Below are 15,149 nucleotides of genomic sequence, written 5' to 3'. Positions count from 1 at the left end.
AAAATGATTACAGCCTTGGCAGTGCTGGTGATTCTGCTAATGCTTTGCTCTTTAGCTCTGCATATATTTGGACTGCCTGCGAACTGGATTCTACTCGCTTTTGTCATAGGTTGGAAAATATTTCTGCCTGAGACAATGAGCTGGAACTTCATTTCGATTTTAGCTGTAATCGCGCTTATCGGTGAAATTTTAGAATTTGCAGCACAGTACTTCGGTGGAAAGAAATACGGAGCTACCGGTAGAGGCAGCTTGGGTGCATTCATCGGCGCAATAGCCGGTGCAATATTAGGAGCACCTTTTTTCTTTGGACTCGGAGCACTTCCCGGGGCCCTCCTGGGGTCATTCGGAGGTTGCCTTGTTCTTGAGCTTTCACACGGCAGATCTTTTGCTGAAGCCCAGCACTCCGCATGGGGTGCCTTCTGGGGCAAAGCATTCGGGTTGGCAATCAAGGTCAGTCTCGGTGTGTGGATGTTCACCATGAGCATCCCTAAAATCTGGCCTTCTTAATATTTACCGCTTTTTATGAAACTTCGCGGAGGAATTTATGTCTCAAGCTAACACATTCCCTGAATACAGGGGAAAGATGGAATATCACTGTCTCGGTTGTGGACAGCATTACGGAATCGACGAATTATATTACACCTGCCCCAAATGCGGCTCTGTTTTCATTCTTCAAGATCTCACATTTGACGAATTAAAGAAAACCAGCGGTCAGGAATGGCGTGACTTATTTGATGCCCGTACAGCTACAAAAAAAGACAGCCTCCGGGGTATTTTTAGATTCTATGAGCTGTTCGCTCCAGTTATCGAAGAAAAAGATATTTTATTTCTCGGTGAAGGGAACACTCCTATTGTCGCTTCAAATACAAATTTAAATAAAATTGTCGGGATTAAAACCGCTTATAAAAATGACGGTCAAAATCCGAGCGCATCTTTCAAAGATAGAGGGATGGCTTGTGCTTTCAGCTATATCAATGCCCTTCTCGCGAAAAACAATTGGGACGAAATTCTCACAGTCTGTGCTTCAACAGGTGACACTTCCGCCGCAGCAGCTCTTTATGCCTCATATATTGGCGGCCCTGTTAAATCCGTAGTTATTCTTCCAGAAGGTAAAGTTACTCCCCAGCAGCTTGCTCAGCCCCTTGGAAGCGGCGCGAAAGTTCTCGAAGTTCCCGGAGTTTTTGATGACTGTATGAAAGTCGTTGAACATCTGGCAGACAATTACAGAGTCGCCCTGCTCAACTCCAAGAATTCATGGAGAATTCTTGGTCAGGAATCGTACGCCTTTGAGGTTGCTCAATGGTATGACTGGGATCTGAAAGACAAATGTATTTTTGTCCCAATCGGTAATGCCGGAAATGTCACAGCCATTATGGCCGGTTTCCTGAAACTTTATGACCTCGATATTATTAAAGAGTTACCTCGAATTTTTGGTGTTCAGTCTGCACATGCAGACCCTGTCTACCGCTACTACTCTGTTGATGATCCAAAAGAACGTGAATACAAACCTGTCACTGTACAGCCTTCAGTTGCACAGGCCGCAATGATAGGTAACCCCGTTTCATTTCCGAGAGTAAAATACTTTGCAGATAAATATGAAGCTATCGGTGGCAAAACATCCTTTCAGGTTGTTCAGGTCTCCGAACAGCTCATTATGGACAGTATGCTTCTAGCCAATGCAAATGGTCACATTGCTTGTACTCAGGGCGGAGAATGTCTTGCCGGTCTCATCAGAGCTAAAGAGCTTGGACTTATCAATGAAAATGAATCAGCTATACTTGATTCTACTGCTCATCAGCTCAAGTTTGTCGGATTTCAAGACATGTACTATCAAAACACTTTCCCAGCCGAATACGAAGTTACACCTGATTCATCCAAATCAAATTCTCCTGAACTTGTTATTGAAGCTAAGTTGAAAGATTCTATGTCAGAAGCTGATTACATCTCAAAAGCTGCCGGCAATGTCGTAGCTATGCTTGGTCTGGAGAAAAAATAAGTGGCTAAAAAGGAACGTGCAGATCAAATGCTTTTCTCTCAGGGACTTTCTGAAAGTCGCGAGCAGGCTAAACGGATGATCATGGCGGGACAAGCTCACTTTCTTCAAAACGGCCAAAAGCTGCCCATAACAAAACCAGGGATGCAGCTCGACCCCGATTTAGAAATTGTTGTGAAGGACAAAGATAGATTTGTCAGCCGAGGCGGATATAAACTGCTGACGGCCATAGAAGAACTAGGACTTGATCCAAAAGGTAAAGTCGCTCTTGACGCAGGAGCCTCAACAGGCGGATTCACAGACTGCATGCTTCAATTCGGGGCGCTTAAAGTCTATGCAGCTGATGTTGGTTACGGACAACTGCACTGGAAACTTCAGAAGGATGAACGCGTAATTAACTTGGAAAGAGTCAATTTACGACATGCTGAAAAAGATCTTATTCCCGAAGAAGTCGATCTTGTTGTTTGTGATGTTTCTTTCATTTCTTTAACAAAAGTACTTCCTGCTCTGGTGCGTTTTTTAAAAAATACCGGAGAAATTGTTTGCCTGATTAAACCTCAATTCGAAGTTGGTCCGGGACAAACAGACAAAGGAATAGTGCGTGATGAATCCCTCAGACAGCAGGCTGTAGATATGATCGTTAATTTTGCAGCTTCTGAGCTTCATTTAATACTTAAAGGACTTGTTCCTTCAAGCATTAAAGGACCAAAAGGGAATCAAGAATATCTTGCTTACTTTATAAAATAACATTCCTAAGAATAACTTCTTAAAAGGCAGCCCATCCGGCTGCCTTTTTTTATAACAAAACACAGCAAAATATTATTATAAAATTAGTTTAACGCAAACTATTAAGCAGCACACTGCAACTAATAAACATACACACATGTATAATAAATACATTATACTAGTGAACACTTAATATAAACAGTAGATACATTTAATTTTCTTTACATATATTATCAACCAAGATAGTTAAATAACCGCTTAAACTATGGAGAATGATGATATCATTATATAACTTACTTGATAAGTTGTATGTATTTCGCTTTAAGGAGTTTGTATGAAGAACAAATTTACAGTATGCGTAAGTGTACTACTGATTATGATAGGACTAATGCTGTCTTCCAGCATATGTACTAAAGCTGAAGCAGCAGGATTTGCATTGTACGAATGGAGTGCACGAGGCAATGCTCTTGGGGGAGCAATGGTTGCCAAAGCAGATGATCCTTCTGCCCTAGCATGGAACCCTGCAGGTATTACGCAGCTTCTAGGAACTCAGGTACTAGCCGGAATTTCAACAATTGCACCTTCAAATGATGTGACTACCAGCTATAATGGTAATAGCAAAAAAGAAAGCATCAACAAAAAAGTATTCGTTCCACCACATGCTTACTTTACTCATCAGGTTAACGACAGCCTTTGGTTTGGTGTCGGCTCATTTTCACGTTACGGTCTCGGCACTTCTTTCGACGAAGACTGGAGCGGAAGATACTCTTCATATGACACCGAGATAAACAGTTTTTCTGTTAATCCGAATATGGCTTATAAAATTAACAAATATATTTCTATAGCTGCTGGTTTTGAACTTATGTACGTAAGGGCTGACCTTCGTAAAAAATTTGACCCCACAGGCACAAAAAATACCGCAACCGACGTTGATCAGCGCATCATAGTCGACAATATAACACCCGGCTTCAACGCCGGCATACGAGTTACACCAAATGATCAGTGGGCTATCGGCTTTTCATACCGCAGCAAAATGATTCATCACGCGACAGGATCTGCAAGCTACAATGTTCCTACAGGAATTAGCACTGCAACAAGGTTCAATGACAATGACATTACAATGTCAATGAATACACCAAATACATTTTCATTCGGTTTAGAATACAAACCACTTACAAACCTTAGCTTTGAAGCTGATGCTATTTACTCTGAATGGAGTGCTTACAGTGATATTAGCTACGACTTTGCAAAGACTAATTCTATTGGCATAAAGAATTATATTGCTGAAAAAAAATGGGAAGATGTCTGGAGATTCCAGTTTGGTGTTGAATATCTCCCAATCGAAGATCTAGCTCTTAGAGTCGGTTATGTTTATGATCAGAGCCCTATCCGCGAAGGATATGAAGATTACATGCTGCCTTCAAATGATCGCCAGATAGTATCTACCGGTTTAGGGTATAAATTTGACAACTTTGTTGTTGATGTCTCTTACATGTACCTCTGGATGAAAGACCGCACAATCGCAGCCAGACCGGGAACCGGAGTTCTTGACACTAAAACCGCAAACGGACTTACACACATTGTAGGTCTAAGTCTCGGTTACAATTTCTAATTTTCAATTTGTTTAATAAAAAACCCGTTTCTAGCGAAACGGGTTTTTTATTTTATCTGCCAAGTCCAAAATCAATTATCATATCCTCTGGCGCATTCAAGTCTACACCGTATTGAACTTCTGCCTTTTGGCTCGCTGGAACAGTTATATCCCACTCAAAATTATTATCTTTGACGACAGCTTTAGGCTCAGCCGAATCACTTAGCTTGATCCGCTTATCACCGGTAAATGGAGCCGGTTCCTGAACTTTTATCATAACCGGATTTTTTCTGGAATTAGACAAGGTTATTAGATACTTCCAATTATATGTCTGCTTTGATCCAAACACTCCTTTTTCTCCTGAATACTTCTCAAGAGTTTTGCGTTCTGCCTTAAGCAAAGGATCAGCCCCGAAGAATAATGTTTTATCCTTACCAAAAAAGGAAAATTTCATTTTCCCTATCATAGCTCCTTCCATTAATACCAATGCCTGCCCTGTGGGGAAATCTTTTGCGTCAATGAGTTTCATTTTAGCAGAAACAAAAACATCAGGAGTCGCCGAAGGTCGCGACAGGAAAGAATACTCAGCATCCCAGCTTTCATTTGAAATTGCATACTTTCGCGCAGGTCCGGCAACGATAGTCTTAGTGCCAAGTTCCCATATTGAATAAGTTGATTTTTTAATTTGTAAAGGTGCATTTGCAGCTACAGCATCATTCATTTGAACAGATGATTCCATAACCTTCATTGAACGTGCATACTTAGCCGGTTCCGGCATATCTGGACGCTTCGGAGCTATCTTCCAACGACGTAATTCAGGGGGATAAATTCTGGAACGTTCTTTAACTGTTGCAAGTGCTACATTAAAATTCTTGAAATCCATTCCGCTGGACTGCCATATTTCAGCATCAAATGAGAACTCAACTTTCTTCTGGTCAGGATACCCGTCAAGCTTATATTTAGGTCTCCATCCGCAATTTCGAAGCATGTAATTAATTTTGAAATCTGCACTTTTATTACCGCTTGCAGCCACTGATACTTTAACAATCCAGCGACTTTTGCCCGGCCCGGAAATTTCCTTAATCTTTCTATTCAACTCATTTATCAGAGATGAAATATCCTTACTTTGTGATTCTAATTTTACAGATTGATTATATAACCTTGTAAGATTTGAAACGACTAGATCAGCAATCTTATCAACTTCACCGACTTTAGTTTGTTGAATTTTACCTCTTTCATTCCAAAAAAGAATACCACCTTCAACAGCTTTAATTTGAGCTTTTACTGCCATCAATTTTGATTTAAGCAAATCAATTTTTTTTCCAAGATCGACAGCCGCAGGAGACAGGGTCAAATCATCCCGAGTCCAAGAAACATCATTAATTACGACCTCTTTCGTTACAGGTGTAATTGAAAATGTATCCGGCAGAGCCTGCCCCGGCAGAATAAATGTTACAGTCCGCCCAAAGCTATCAACATTATTCCCTGCTGTTATATCAGCATGAATCAATCTTGAAATATCCGCACCGGAAGGATAGAAAACGACTCTATCGTTCGAAGCAACAGCATGTCCGCTTGATGTTATCAAAATCATAAAAATAAACAGCATTATTTTTTTTAACAATTTATCATCCTCTTTTATAGGTGACCAAGAACCATCATCATATCAAATAATCCATAGCAATTAAACAAAGATTACTATTTGACCTAATCTAAGTTAAGCTTTTTATTATTTTGAAACTTCACCCCTATTATTTTAAATATATTTAATCCAGACGTACTCGACAAATTCTAATATTTATTAAATAATCAAAAAGATAACATGCATTAATAATTACAAACTCACGGAAACGTAATGGATAACAATAAAAACAAACTATCCCTGTTGGTATGCGGCGGAGCCGGATATATCGGGTCACATATGTCTAGAATGCTGAGTGATCACGGTCACGAAGTCACAGTATTTGACAACCTTTCTACAGGATACTCCAAAGCTCTAAAATGGGGCGATTTTATACAGGGTGATTTGCGAAACCAGGCTGATCTTGAAAAAGCTTTAAGCTCAAAAAAATTTAATGCTGTATTCCATTTTTCCGGCCTGATTGTAGTTAGCGACTCCGTTAAACACCCCTTTCAATATTATGATAACAACGTCACTGGAACTTTAAATTTATTGCAGGCCATGCGTAATAATGGTGTAGATAAATTTGTCTTTTCATCATCAGCCGCAGTTTACGGTGAGCCTGTTATGGACCTAATTACCGAAAACCACCCACTTGCTCCGCTTAACCCATATGGCAGAACAAAACTATACACGGAAGAAATACTTGAAGATTATGCCAAAGCGTATGATTTAAACTCCGTAAGTTTCAGATACTTCAATGCTGCCGGGGCTCACCCCGATGCACTCATAGGTGAAGCTCATCGCCCGGAAACACATCTCATTCCCAACATATTGCTAAGCAGCATTGATCAGGGCCGCAAACTCAAAATATATGGCAACGATTACCCGACTCCAGATGGAACCTGCGTGAGAGATTATATTCATATTCAGGATTTATGCGAAGCTCACCTTGCTGCTTTAAAATTTCTCGAAACATCGCAGGGAGCACACTCTTTCAATCTGGGTAACGGAAACGGCTTTAGTGTTCTGGATGTAATAAACACAGCGGGAGATGTCATTGGCAGAAAAATTCCATACGAATTTGAACCAAAACGAGACGGAGACTCTCCAAGATTAGTTGCCGACAGCTCTAAAGCACACAAACTGCTAAACTGGAAACCGCGATATGGTGATCTTCGTGAAATCATTGAAACAGCATATCGCTGGCATAAAAACCCTGCTTTTTAATTTTTAACTCTACTGATTTACCAGTCAGTTGCTGAGGGCTAAAAATGAAATCTTTATTAATTGATCCAAGAATGGCCGGAGTTGCCGGAGACATGCTCTTATCCGCTCTACTTGACCTTACAGGAGATCAGGAATGCCTTCCTCTACTGAGTAAAGCTGTTTGCGAACTAACTCATTGCACAGCGTCCATTAAAGCCCTCCACACCACTTCCATGGGAATCGGGGCTATTAAAATGGACATAGGACTCAAAGGTGAGCGCTTCGCGTCAGCAGAAGATCTTGCAAGAGCTTTCAAAAACATCTCCAATTTCATGGAAATGAGTCCGACAGTTATAGATAAAGGACTCGAGGTCATATCCGTACTTGCAGAGGCCGAATCGGCGGTTCACGAAGGGCATTATCATCTGCACGAAGTAGGTTCTGTTGATACAGTTATAGATATTGCCGGAGTTCTGTGGCTTTTGGATAAGTACGAATTTATGGACGGACAAATTTCATGCCTGCCTGTTGCTGTCGGCAATGGTATTATTTCGATGGATCACGGAAAAATTCCTTCTCCGGCGCCTGCTACTTTGGAAATTTTATGCAAAAGAGCAATTCCAATAGCTTCTTCAACTGAAAAATTTGAACTTGCCACCCCGACTGGAGTTGCTCTGCTCGCCTGTATCGTAGATGACTTTATAAAAATTTATCCAACGTCCACCCCTCTCAAAACAGGACAGGGAGCCGGAAATGCGGAATTAGAATCATCTCCTAATATCATAAGAATTATTGAAAACATTTCATCCTGCGAAAACATTGAACAAGCAATTTTACTTGAAACTTTGATTGATGATGCAAGCGGAGAAATTTTAGGACACGCACTAAACGAGATGCTTGACGCTGGCGCTCTCGATGCCTACATCACACCCGCAACAGGCAAGAAGAACCGCCCGGCACACCTCGTTTCAGTTCTATGCGTCCCGGGAGAAGAAAGAGAAATGAGCTGCAAGCTAATGCAGCAAACCGGTTCTATCGGAGTTCGCACCCGTGCAGTTGATAGATTTATGGCGGAACGAAAAGTTGATAAATACAAAGTTGAAATAAACGACACAAAATATCCAATAAGAATTAAAATATCTACATTTGATCAACATTTGATCAGTAGAAAACCTGAGTTTGATGATTTAATAGAAATTTCAAAACAAACCGGATTGTCTCCACGCATAATTTCAGAAGAAGTTAAGCGACAGTGCTTCTTACCCATAAAGGATTCTAATGAGCGAGATTGAGCTGATTAAGCTGCTTCAACTTTATAAAAATGGTCAGATAGATGATTCTGAAATTCTGGAAACAATTTCACAGCTTCCTTATAAAGATTTAGGTTGTGCAAAGCTTGATACTCATCGCGGGCTTAGATGCGGAGTTGAAGAAGTAATCTTTTGCCCGGGCAAAATCCCCGAACATTTACAATCCATATGCAAAGCCGCTGCAAAAATGACAGGTCTGTGCATTTTTACCAGAGTTTCAAATGATCAAGCTCAACTTATATTGAAAGAACTTCCTGAAGCAAATTACTATAAGGATGCGTCTATCATCGCAGTCAATATAGTTGAACAGGATAAACTTGAAGGTATAGCAATTGTAACCGGCGGAACCTCGGACATCAGAGTTGCAGAAGAAGCCGCAGTCACTGCAGAACTTATGGGCAATCGTGTTGAACGGATATACGATGTCGGAGCTGCGGGAATTCACAGACTTTTCCCGTACCTTGATACATTACGCAACGCCAACGCTATTGTTGTTGTCGCAGGAATGGAAGGAGCGCTTGTAACGGTAGTGGGCGGGCTGGTTTCAGCTCCGGTTATCGCTGTGCCGACAAGCGTAGGATATGGCGCAAACCTTGGAGGAATGACAACACTGCTCTCCATGCTGAATAGCTGTGTGCCTGGCGTAAGCGTTGTAAATATAGATAACGGATTCGGAGGCGGAGTGTCAGCTCACCTTATAAACAGAAAAGTTCATGGCAAAAAATAATCATCGTGTAAGCAGCACAATATCCTGATGATTGCCAGATTTTATGCCACTCCAATTTCCGTACATGACTTCTTTAATTTTAAAATTATGCTTCTCAAATAGATTAAATACGAACTGCTCATCATACCCTACAGCGTCCATCGGCTCTTTGGGATCTGCGGTATAAAAAACTCCGAACTTATGGAAATCATGAACACTTTTTCCTAGATTCATCAATTCAAGAGACTCTTTATTGATCAGAAAAAATGTCACGAACACTCTACCCTTATCATTTAAAACTCTATCGATTTCAGACAGATAATTAATGATATCATCAGGCATCATATGAGTGAAAACAGAATTCAACAACACGAGGTCAAAAGTGTTATCACCATAGGGAAAAATGAATTCAGAGGCTTTCGTCTGAGCGTATGGATTATAGGTTGTATTAAAAATATCAACTTGTTGAAAATTAAAATTTGGAAATTCAGGAGTAATGTTTTCAGAACACCATTTAACACCGGCCGGAAAAGTATCAAAACCTTCGTACCTGCCACTTTCATTCAAATATTCCAGCAAGGGGAAAGCAAGTCTTCCAACTCCGCAACCAATATCCAAAACTTTCTCATTCGGAGCAAGCTCTAACTGATCCTTACAAAGGGTAATCATTTTTTGACCGATTTTACGAAAATCTCCCCCTCCGAAACAAATATGCAAATCTTCTGGAGGGTCAACAATGTTGGTTACATCTCTCATTTTATTTCTCTACAAAAATTACATTTTATTCAGACAATCTTCACAAACTTCGCCATCATCAGCTTCTTTTTTGGGACTTTTTTCCAAAATAAACCCAATTATCGATTCGAATTTATCAGCAGGAACATAGCCGCGAATTGATACACCATTGACGAGAAAAGTAGGAGTTGCATCAAATCCAAACGATTTGGCTTCTGCTTTGTCTCCGGCAAGATTTTCAACAATTTTTTTAGATTTCAAAACCTTCTCTAACTCATTAAGATCAATATCAAGATCGAGCAAAATCTTGCCTAAGATTTTTCCATTACTATCGTTATACAGGCTTTTTTGCATTTCAAACGCGACATCATGAAATTTGAATGCTTTTTCTTTATCTAAAAGAGCAATGGCCTCATAAACAGCCGCAAGTTTTTTAGATTCCTCATGCAGAGGAAGATGTTTATATATCAATCTGTATTTATTGGGATTACTGGCGACAAGATCCCGCGCAACTTTTGCACCTTTACTACAATAAGGGCAAAGAAAATCGGAATATTCAACAATGGTAACAAGGGCTTCAGGATTACCAATGCTTGCTCTATCAGGAGAAATAACAGGGTTAAGAGGATTATCAATTTCAGCTTGAAATTTCTCTCTACGATTCAACTCGCTCCTCGAATCAATACCGCTTTCTACGATTGTAAGAAGCTCAATATTATTTTCGCGCATAGCATCTAAAACAATCTGCGGATTATCCTTTATGACTTGAGCAATCTGTTCTTTTAATCCCTGTTTGCTAACGCAGCCCGATGCAAACATTACCAATACGATAAAAAGCGCCGTATTCTTTAACATATTAATCCTTCATCTCTTTGGAATAAATACAAATAAAAACCCTCCAACGGAAAATCCTGTGGAGGGTTAAATTTTTAAATAACTTTGTCTAGCAAGAGAATAATTGAGTAATTAAAAACTACACAAATCAATCCATAGCTATGTTGGAAATATCCATATAACTATCGTTACGCTCATCAACTTTATCAGCAAATTCGGACGAAATAAATTCCTCATCCATTGTAGGACCGGCAGGCCCACCAAAAGGAGAAGTAACAATATCATACATCCCGGAAACAACCCTTCCGGTACCATACGCAAACCCTGTTATGAAACCGCCAAAATATCCAGCCAATTGCTCAGCAGGGACATCACTTTCTGCAGACATATTAACAGCCTGATTTGGAATTTCAATCGGAGCAGTTATTATATTAGTCATTCCCCGCCCGAGTTTACGTGAAACTCTTGAGCCATAAGAATCCTGACTTCCAACATAGTTATCTGACTTCATGGAGCAGCCGCAAAGGATAAGCATCGACAGACTGATTGCTATGAGAATTGTTTTTATAAACCATTTAGACTGGTACATTTTGGCTCCTGTTATGTCGCAAATATGCCTTTGCCCACCTTTTCTGTCAAGGCTTGCTCCTTAACACCCCAAAGAACATACAAATATCAGTTAGCAGGACCGATACTTAACTGAATCAGTCCTGCTAATTGATTAATATAACTTTACCACTTCTTGGAATACTGTTTTTTCAGAGCCGCTTCCTGCTCTTCAAAAGTAGCAAACCCGGCATGATGCATTGCATCTTCGACTGTTTGTGACCAATTCCATGCGGAATAAATTACAGGTTTATGAAATGTTCCGCGGAAAGCGTTCATTTCCTGTCTGTAAAAATCTTCCTTAGGAGTATCTATGTTGTCACGAAGCTGTTCATTAAGTCTTCTTATTTCACCTTCATACCAATCTTCGAGATCTTCAGGAGTTTTATATTTCTTAATAATATGACCGTATCCATTTCCTTCCATCAACTTAGCGAGCCGTTCAAAATGTCTTGCATTTATCCACTTACCAAGTTCGCTAACCTTAATGTTTTCAGCTTCTACAGCAGCCATATCCAGCTTTGTCTGAAGATAAGTATCAGGCACAACAGATGCGGAAACAATACCGGCAATGCAAACAACCCCGCGCAGGATGACACTATTCGAGACTCCCTGACCGCAGAAACCGATTTTCTTACTGAATTTCTGCCCCGTGAAGATAGTCGAAAGAATCGCCCATACTACCGCAGGATCTTCTTCGTCATAAATATGCTGCAACCTGGAATTATCTCTGTCTGTTCCGAGAACAAGCTGAGTCATATCATTCGAGCCGATGGAGAAACCATCAACTTCTTTAATAAACTCTTTACTGAGAATTGCATTACTTGGGATTTCCGCCATCAGGATAAGCTTCAAATCATCCTTTCCTGATTCAAGATGATGAACCTGAGCAAGGTAACGTTTCATACTCCGGGCTTCTTCAATTGTTCTAACAAAAGGAAGCATCAGATGAAGATTCTTTCCACCGAAAACACCTCTTGCCAGTTTGAAAGCTTCAAGCTCCCAATCATGGACATCTCTGGAAACACCACGATATCCAAGCATCGGATTGTCTTCATGGTTTTCAAAAAGAAGTCCGCCAAGCAGGTTATGATATTCGTTTGTTTTAAAATCTGTGGTTCTGTAAATGATGTCTTTGCCGTAAAAAGCCATCGAGAACAAAGCAAGTCCTTGCGACAAGGTCTGAATATAGTTTTCTTTACCTGAACGCAGTCCGCGAGACTGGAGAAGTTCAAAAATACGCTTTCTTAAGGTGCGAACCTCGTCCATTTCAGACTTAAGTCCCATCTTACGAGCAACTTCTTCACGTAAAGCTTTAATTTTTTCGTTAAGTTCAATAACAATCGGATTCTTGACAGCTTGTTCCAACATCTCTGAGATTTCATCAGAAGACTCGGAACGTCTATAGATAAAGCGTGAATCTGCGTTTTCTTCAACACCGTGCTGGAGTCCTAAAACAGCTTTAACATGCTCTTCAATTTTAACAGAAGTCTTCAGAATATAAAGACTTTCTGCGCCGTGCATCAAATAATTATCTAATTTTTTATCAAGCTCTCTGAGCCTGCGATGCATTGCCAGAACTTCTTCAGTTCCTCTGGCATTTTCACCGCTGGCAAGCGCATCCATTTCATCAGCAAGCCCGGTAAGAGCCCCTACATATTCCCTGAGCTTAATATTCAAAGAAATAAGACCTGAATCAAGCTGAGATCTCATAACAGCAGTGAGTCTTGCATCAAGTTCATCAAGTTTATCCTGAATTAACTTATCAAGAGCTCCGTTATCATAAGCTTCAAGGGCCAATGGATGGACACCTACATTACCAAGCATAAATTCAGCTCTCAGCAAGCCCACTTCAAAATCAGGAACTTCTCTGAGGCGTGAAAGGAATAGTGATTGACCCACGTCAGCAAGGATAAGCCCGACTTTGGTCTTGGTAGCAGGAAGCTTAGAGGTATCAATTGTACCGCCAACTTCACGCAACGGGAGCAGTCCGCGATAAACTTTACCTCTGGAACCGTCGACAGTGACTTCCTGTCCATCAAGTGAACGAAGAATTTCAAGACGCTGAATACCGATGATTGCGGGAATTCCGAGTTCACGGGAAGTAATCGCGGCATGACTGGTGTCACCACCGACATCAGCCATAATACCCGCGGCAATACGCATTCCCGGCACCATGTCCGGGTCGGTACGAGCTGCGGCCAGAATATCACCTTTGTTAATCTTATTAAGCTCAAGGGCTGAACGCAGATATTTAACAGTACCCTGACCGGCTCCGCGAGAAGCTCCGTTACCTTCGAGAAGAACTTCTGCTGAAACCAAAGCCTTGGGATCAACTTCCAGTCTGCGCATGAAGATTGTATCCGGATGCTGTTCAAAATCTTCATTCCAGCGAGTTTCAGGGCGAGCCTGCACAAACCATAAACGATCCGATGCGTCGAGACAGAATTCAGTATCCATAATCATACCACCATAAGCATGACTTATTGAGCGGACACCTTTGGCGACTTCTTCAGCCTGTGCAAGTGATAAAGCCCAGCGGAAAATTTCATTAGGCTGAACCTTTTCAACTTTAGTACCGCCCTTCTCACTGTAAACAATCTTTTTGTCTTTGTTTCCCATATTACGAACAACGACTTCAGAACCGTCATCACGCTGGAAAACATAAAATTTATCAGGAGTAACCATTCCGCCGACAACAGCTTCTCCGAGACCGTAACTTGCATCAATGGAAACAAGATCTTTTCGATCTGTTCCACGGCACCCTGTCGCAGTATCAGCACTGAACGCTGTTCCGGATATGACAGGATTGATCATACGCATAATGCAAACCGACAGAGATGTGTTCTCAATAGCCCATTCTTTCTTGGCTATTTCTGCGATAGACGCATCTCCGGTATTTTCAGCAAGCGTTACAGCATCAAGAATTGCTTCACGACGATAAGTCATACTGCGGAGGTTGTATGCGGAAGCACAATCCCAATGATAAGCTTCAGAGCAATTATCTTCTCCGACTATATTCAAGTAAGTATCCTGAAGTCCGGCAAAAGCCTTTTTACGGCTATCTTCCCCTGCTGCTGAGGATCTTACAGCCACAGGCTCATTCTCAAGCCCGGCATCTTTACAAATAGATAAATAGGCGAACTTGACGGCTTCATCTACTTCTTTAGGCAGCTCAACTGAAAGGATCGCACTTTGAACCAGAACAGACCTTTTACGCAATTGATCAATGCCTTCAGGAGAAGTCGCAAATCCTTCAACAACGTTATTAATGAAAGTTCTTAGTTGAATTAAAGTTTCGGAATGTTTTTGAGCTTCCTCTTTAATTACAAAGGCAATCGAACGAACAAAATTCTGTATAAATTCGGAATCACTGTTAACGCTTTCACTATTCCAATCAACAGCATTATATTGACTGTCTACAACAGCCCTTACAACACTTGCGTGAACCTTGGTTTCATCCAGTAATTGATGAAAAGCCAAAGAAGAAATTGCCCGGAACTGCGGAGATCTAATACCGTCAACCTGACTGATCAGAGCAGTATTATAGTTTTTGCCGCCAACTAAAAGTTCCGCATCTTCTCCTATTTTTACAATATCAGAACCTGCTAAAACCATCTTTTGTTCAAGTTGTTTTACAGCCTGACTTTTCTTAGGAGTTTCGGTTTCTACTTTTTTAGCAGTACCAGTTTCTTCCGTTTTACCTGCCATCATTTACTCCTTACACAACTAGATAAAGATTGTGCCTGCGAAATAATTATTTAAAAATTCCGCTTAATATAAGGTGTTTAATTTTAAGAATTATATTTTTAAATTGT

The 15,149-nt window shown here is 40.7% G+C and carries 12 protein-coding genes; 7 read left to right on the top strand and 5 right to left on the bottom strand.

Translation table 11 applies throughout. The annotated features are described in order from the left end of the window. Positions 1–3 precede the first annotated feature (3 nt). The 4 genes from JEY82_RS09145 to JEY82_RS09130 all read left to right on the top strand — a co-directional run bounded on the left by JEY82_RS09145 (position 4) and on the right by JEY82_RS09130 (position 4,331). Positions 4–507 carry a DUF456 domain-containing protein gene (locus JEY82_RS09145; RefSeq protein WP_304085120.1) on the top strand — a complete coding sequence of 168 codons (504 nt, stop codon included), beginning with the start codon at positions 4–6 and terminating at the stop codon, positions 505–507. 37 nt (positions 508–544) lie between these two features. Then, positions 545–1,996: a threonine synthase gene (thrC, locus tag JEY82_RS09140; RefSeq protein ID WP_304085119.1), complete on the top strand. Its 1,452-nt coding sequence runs from the start codon at positions 545–547 to the stop codon at positions 1,994–1,996. Further along, a complete protein-coding gene (locus tag JEY82_RS09135; RefSeq protein ID WP_304085118.1) occupies positions 1,997–2,740 on the top strand; it encodes a TlyA family RNA methyltransferase in 744 nt (247 codons plus the stop codon). 313 nt (positions 2,741–3,053) lie between these two features. After that, positions 3,054–4,331 (top strand): OmpP1/FadL family transporter, encoded by a 1,278-nt coding sequence (locus JEY82_RS09130; RefSeq protein ID WP_304085117.1) that lies wholly within the window; start codon positions 3,054–3,056, stop codon positions 4,329–4,331. Positions 4,332–4,383: 52 nt separating this feature from the next. Here JEY82_RS09130 and JEY82_RS09125 read toward each other — a convergent pair whose 3' ends face one another. Next, a complete protein-coding gene (locus JEY82_RS09125) occupies positions 4,384–5,934 on the bottom strand; it encodes a DUF4139 domain-containing protein (protein WP_304085116.1) in 1,551 nt (516 codons plus the stop codon). Positions 5,935–6,165: 231 nt separating this feature from the next. Here JEY82_RS09125 and galE point away from each other — a divergent pair, with 231 nt between their 5' ends. From galE to larB, 3 genes are read left to right on the top strand one after another with little or no spacing between them, the layout of a single operon-like run. Further along, on the top strand, positions 6,166–7,161 hold the full coding sequence (gene galE / locus JEY82_RS09120) for a UDP-glucose 4-epimerase GalE (RefSeq protein ID WP_304085115.1): 996 nt from the start codon (positions 6,166–6,168) through the stop codon (positions 7,159–7,161). 44 nt (positions 7,162–7,205) lie between these two features. Continuing rightward, a complete protein-coding gene (larC, locus tag JEY82_RS09115; RefSeq protein ID WP_304085114.1) occupies positions 7,206–8,432 on the top strand; it encodes a nickel pincer cofactor biosynthesis protein LarC in 1,227 nt (408 codons plus the stop codon). Further along, the gene (larB, locus tag JEY82_RS09110; RefSeq protein ID WP_304085113.1) at positions 8,419–9,177 is read left to right on the top strand and encodes a nickel pincer cofactor biosynthesis protein LarB; all 759 of its coding nucleotides are present in this window, start codon (positions 8,419–8,421) and stop codon (positions 9,175–9,177) included. Before larC ends, larB begins: the two co-directional genes overlap by 14 nt. Here larB and JEY82_RS09105 read toward each other — a convergent pair whose 3' ends face one another. From JEY82_RS09105 to JEY82_RS09090, 4 genes are all read right to left on the bottom strand, one after another. Next, positions 9,178–9,912: a class I SAM-dependent methyltransferase gene (locus tag JEY82_RS09105; protein ID WP_304085112.1), complete on the bottom strand. Its 735-nt coding sequence runs from the start codon at positions 9,910–9,912 to the stop codon at positions 9,178–9,180. A gap of 18 nt (positions 9,913–9,930) precedes the next feature. After that, positions 9,931–10,746 carry a thioredoxin domain-containing protein gene (locus JEY82_RS09100; RefSeq protein WP_304085111.1) on the bottom strand — a complete coding sequence of 272 codons (816 nt, stop codon included), beginning with the start codon at positions 10,744–10,746 and terminating at the stop codon, positions 9,931–9,933. A 127-nt stretch (positions 10,747–10,873) separates the two neighbouring features. Next, positions 10,874–11,314: an exosortase system-associated protein, TIGR04073 family gene (locus JEY82_RS09095; protein WP_304085110.1), complete on the bottom strand. Its 441-nt coding sequence runs from the start codon at positions 11,312–11,314 to the stop codon at positions 10,874–10,876. A 143-nt stretch (positions 11,315–11,457) separates the two neighbouring features. Beyond that, on the bottom strand, positions 11,458–15,042 hold the full coding sequence (locus JEY82_RS09090; protein WP_304085109.1) for a PEP/pyruvate-binding domain-containing protein: 3,585 nt from the start codon (positions 15,040–15,042) through the stop codon (positions 11,458–11,460). Positions 15,043–15,149: the final 107 nt, after the last annotated feature.

It is taken from the genome of Maridesulfovibrio ferrireducens (genome assembly GCF_016342405.1).
Lineage (GTDB): Bacteria > Desulfobacterota > Desulfovibrionia > Desulfovibrionales > Desulfovibrionaceae > Maridesulfovibrio > Maridesulfovibrio ferrireducens_A.
This window is presented reverse-complemented; position numbering and strand designations above follow the sequence as displayed.

What these genes read in the sequence shown, in the direction of transcription:
- JEY82_RS09145 (WP_304085120.1), top strand. Translation starts at nt 4, where the DNA reads ATGATTACAGCCTTGGCAGTGCTGGTGATTCTGCTAATGCTTTGCTCT.
- thrC (WP_304085119.1), top strand. Translation starts at nt 545, where the DNA reads ATGTCTCAAGCTAACACATTCCCTGAATACAGGGGAAAGATGGAATAT.
- JEY82_RS09130 (WP_304085117.1), top strand. Translation starts at nt 3,054, where the DNA reads ATGAAGAACAAATTTACAGTATGCGTAAGTGTACTACTGATTATGATA.
- galE (WP_304085115.1), top strand. Translation starts at nt 6,166, where the DNA reads ATGGATAACAATAAAAACAAACTATCCCTGTTGGTATGCGGCGGAGCC.
- larC (WP_304085114.1), top strand. Translation starts at nt 7,206, where the DNA reads ATGAAATCTTTATTAATTGATCCAAGAATGGCCGGAGTTGCCGGAGAC.
- larB (WP_304085113.1), top strand. Translation starts at nt 8,419, where the DNA reads ATGAGCGAGATTGAGCTGATTAAGCTGCTTCAACTTTATAAAAATGGT.
- JEY82_RS09105 (WP_304085112.1), bottom strand. Translation starts at nt 9,912, where the DNA reads ATGAGAGATGTAACCAACATTGTTGACCCTCCAGAAGATTTGCATATT.
- JEY82_RS09100 (WP_304085111.1), bottom strand. Translation starts at nt 10,746, where the DNA reads ATGTTAAAGAATACGGCGCTTTTTATCGTATTGGTAATGTTTGCATCG.
- JEY82_RS09095 (WP_304085110.1), bottom strand. Translation starts at nt 11,314, where the DNA reads ATGTACCAGTCTAAATGGTTTATAAAAACAATTCTCATAGCAATCAGT.
- JEY82_RS09090 (WP_304085109.1), bottom strand. Translation starts at nt 15,042, where the DNA reads ATGGCAGGTAAAACGGAAGAAACTGGTACTGCTAAAAAAGTAGAAACC.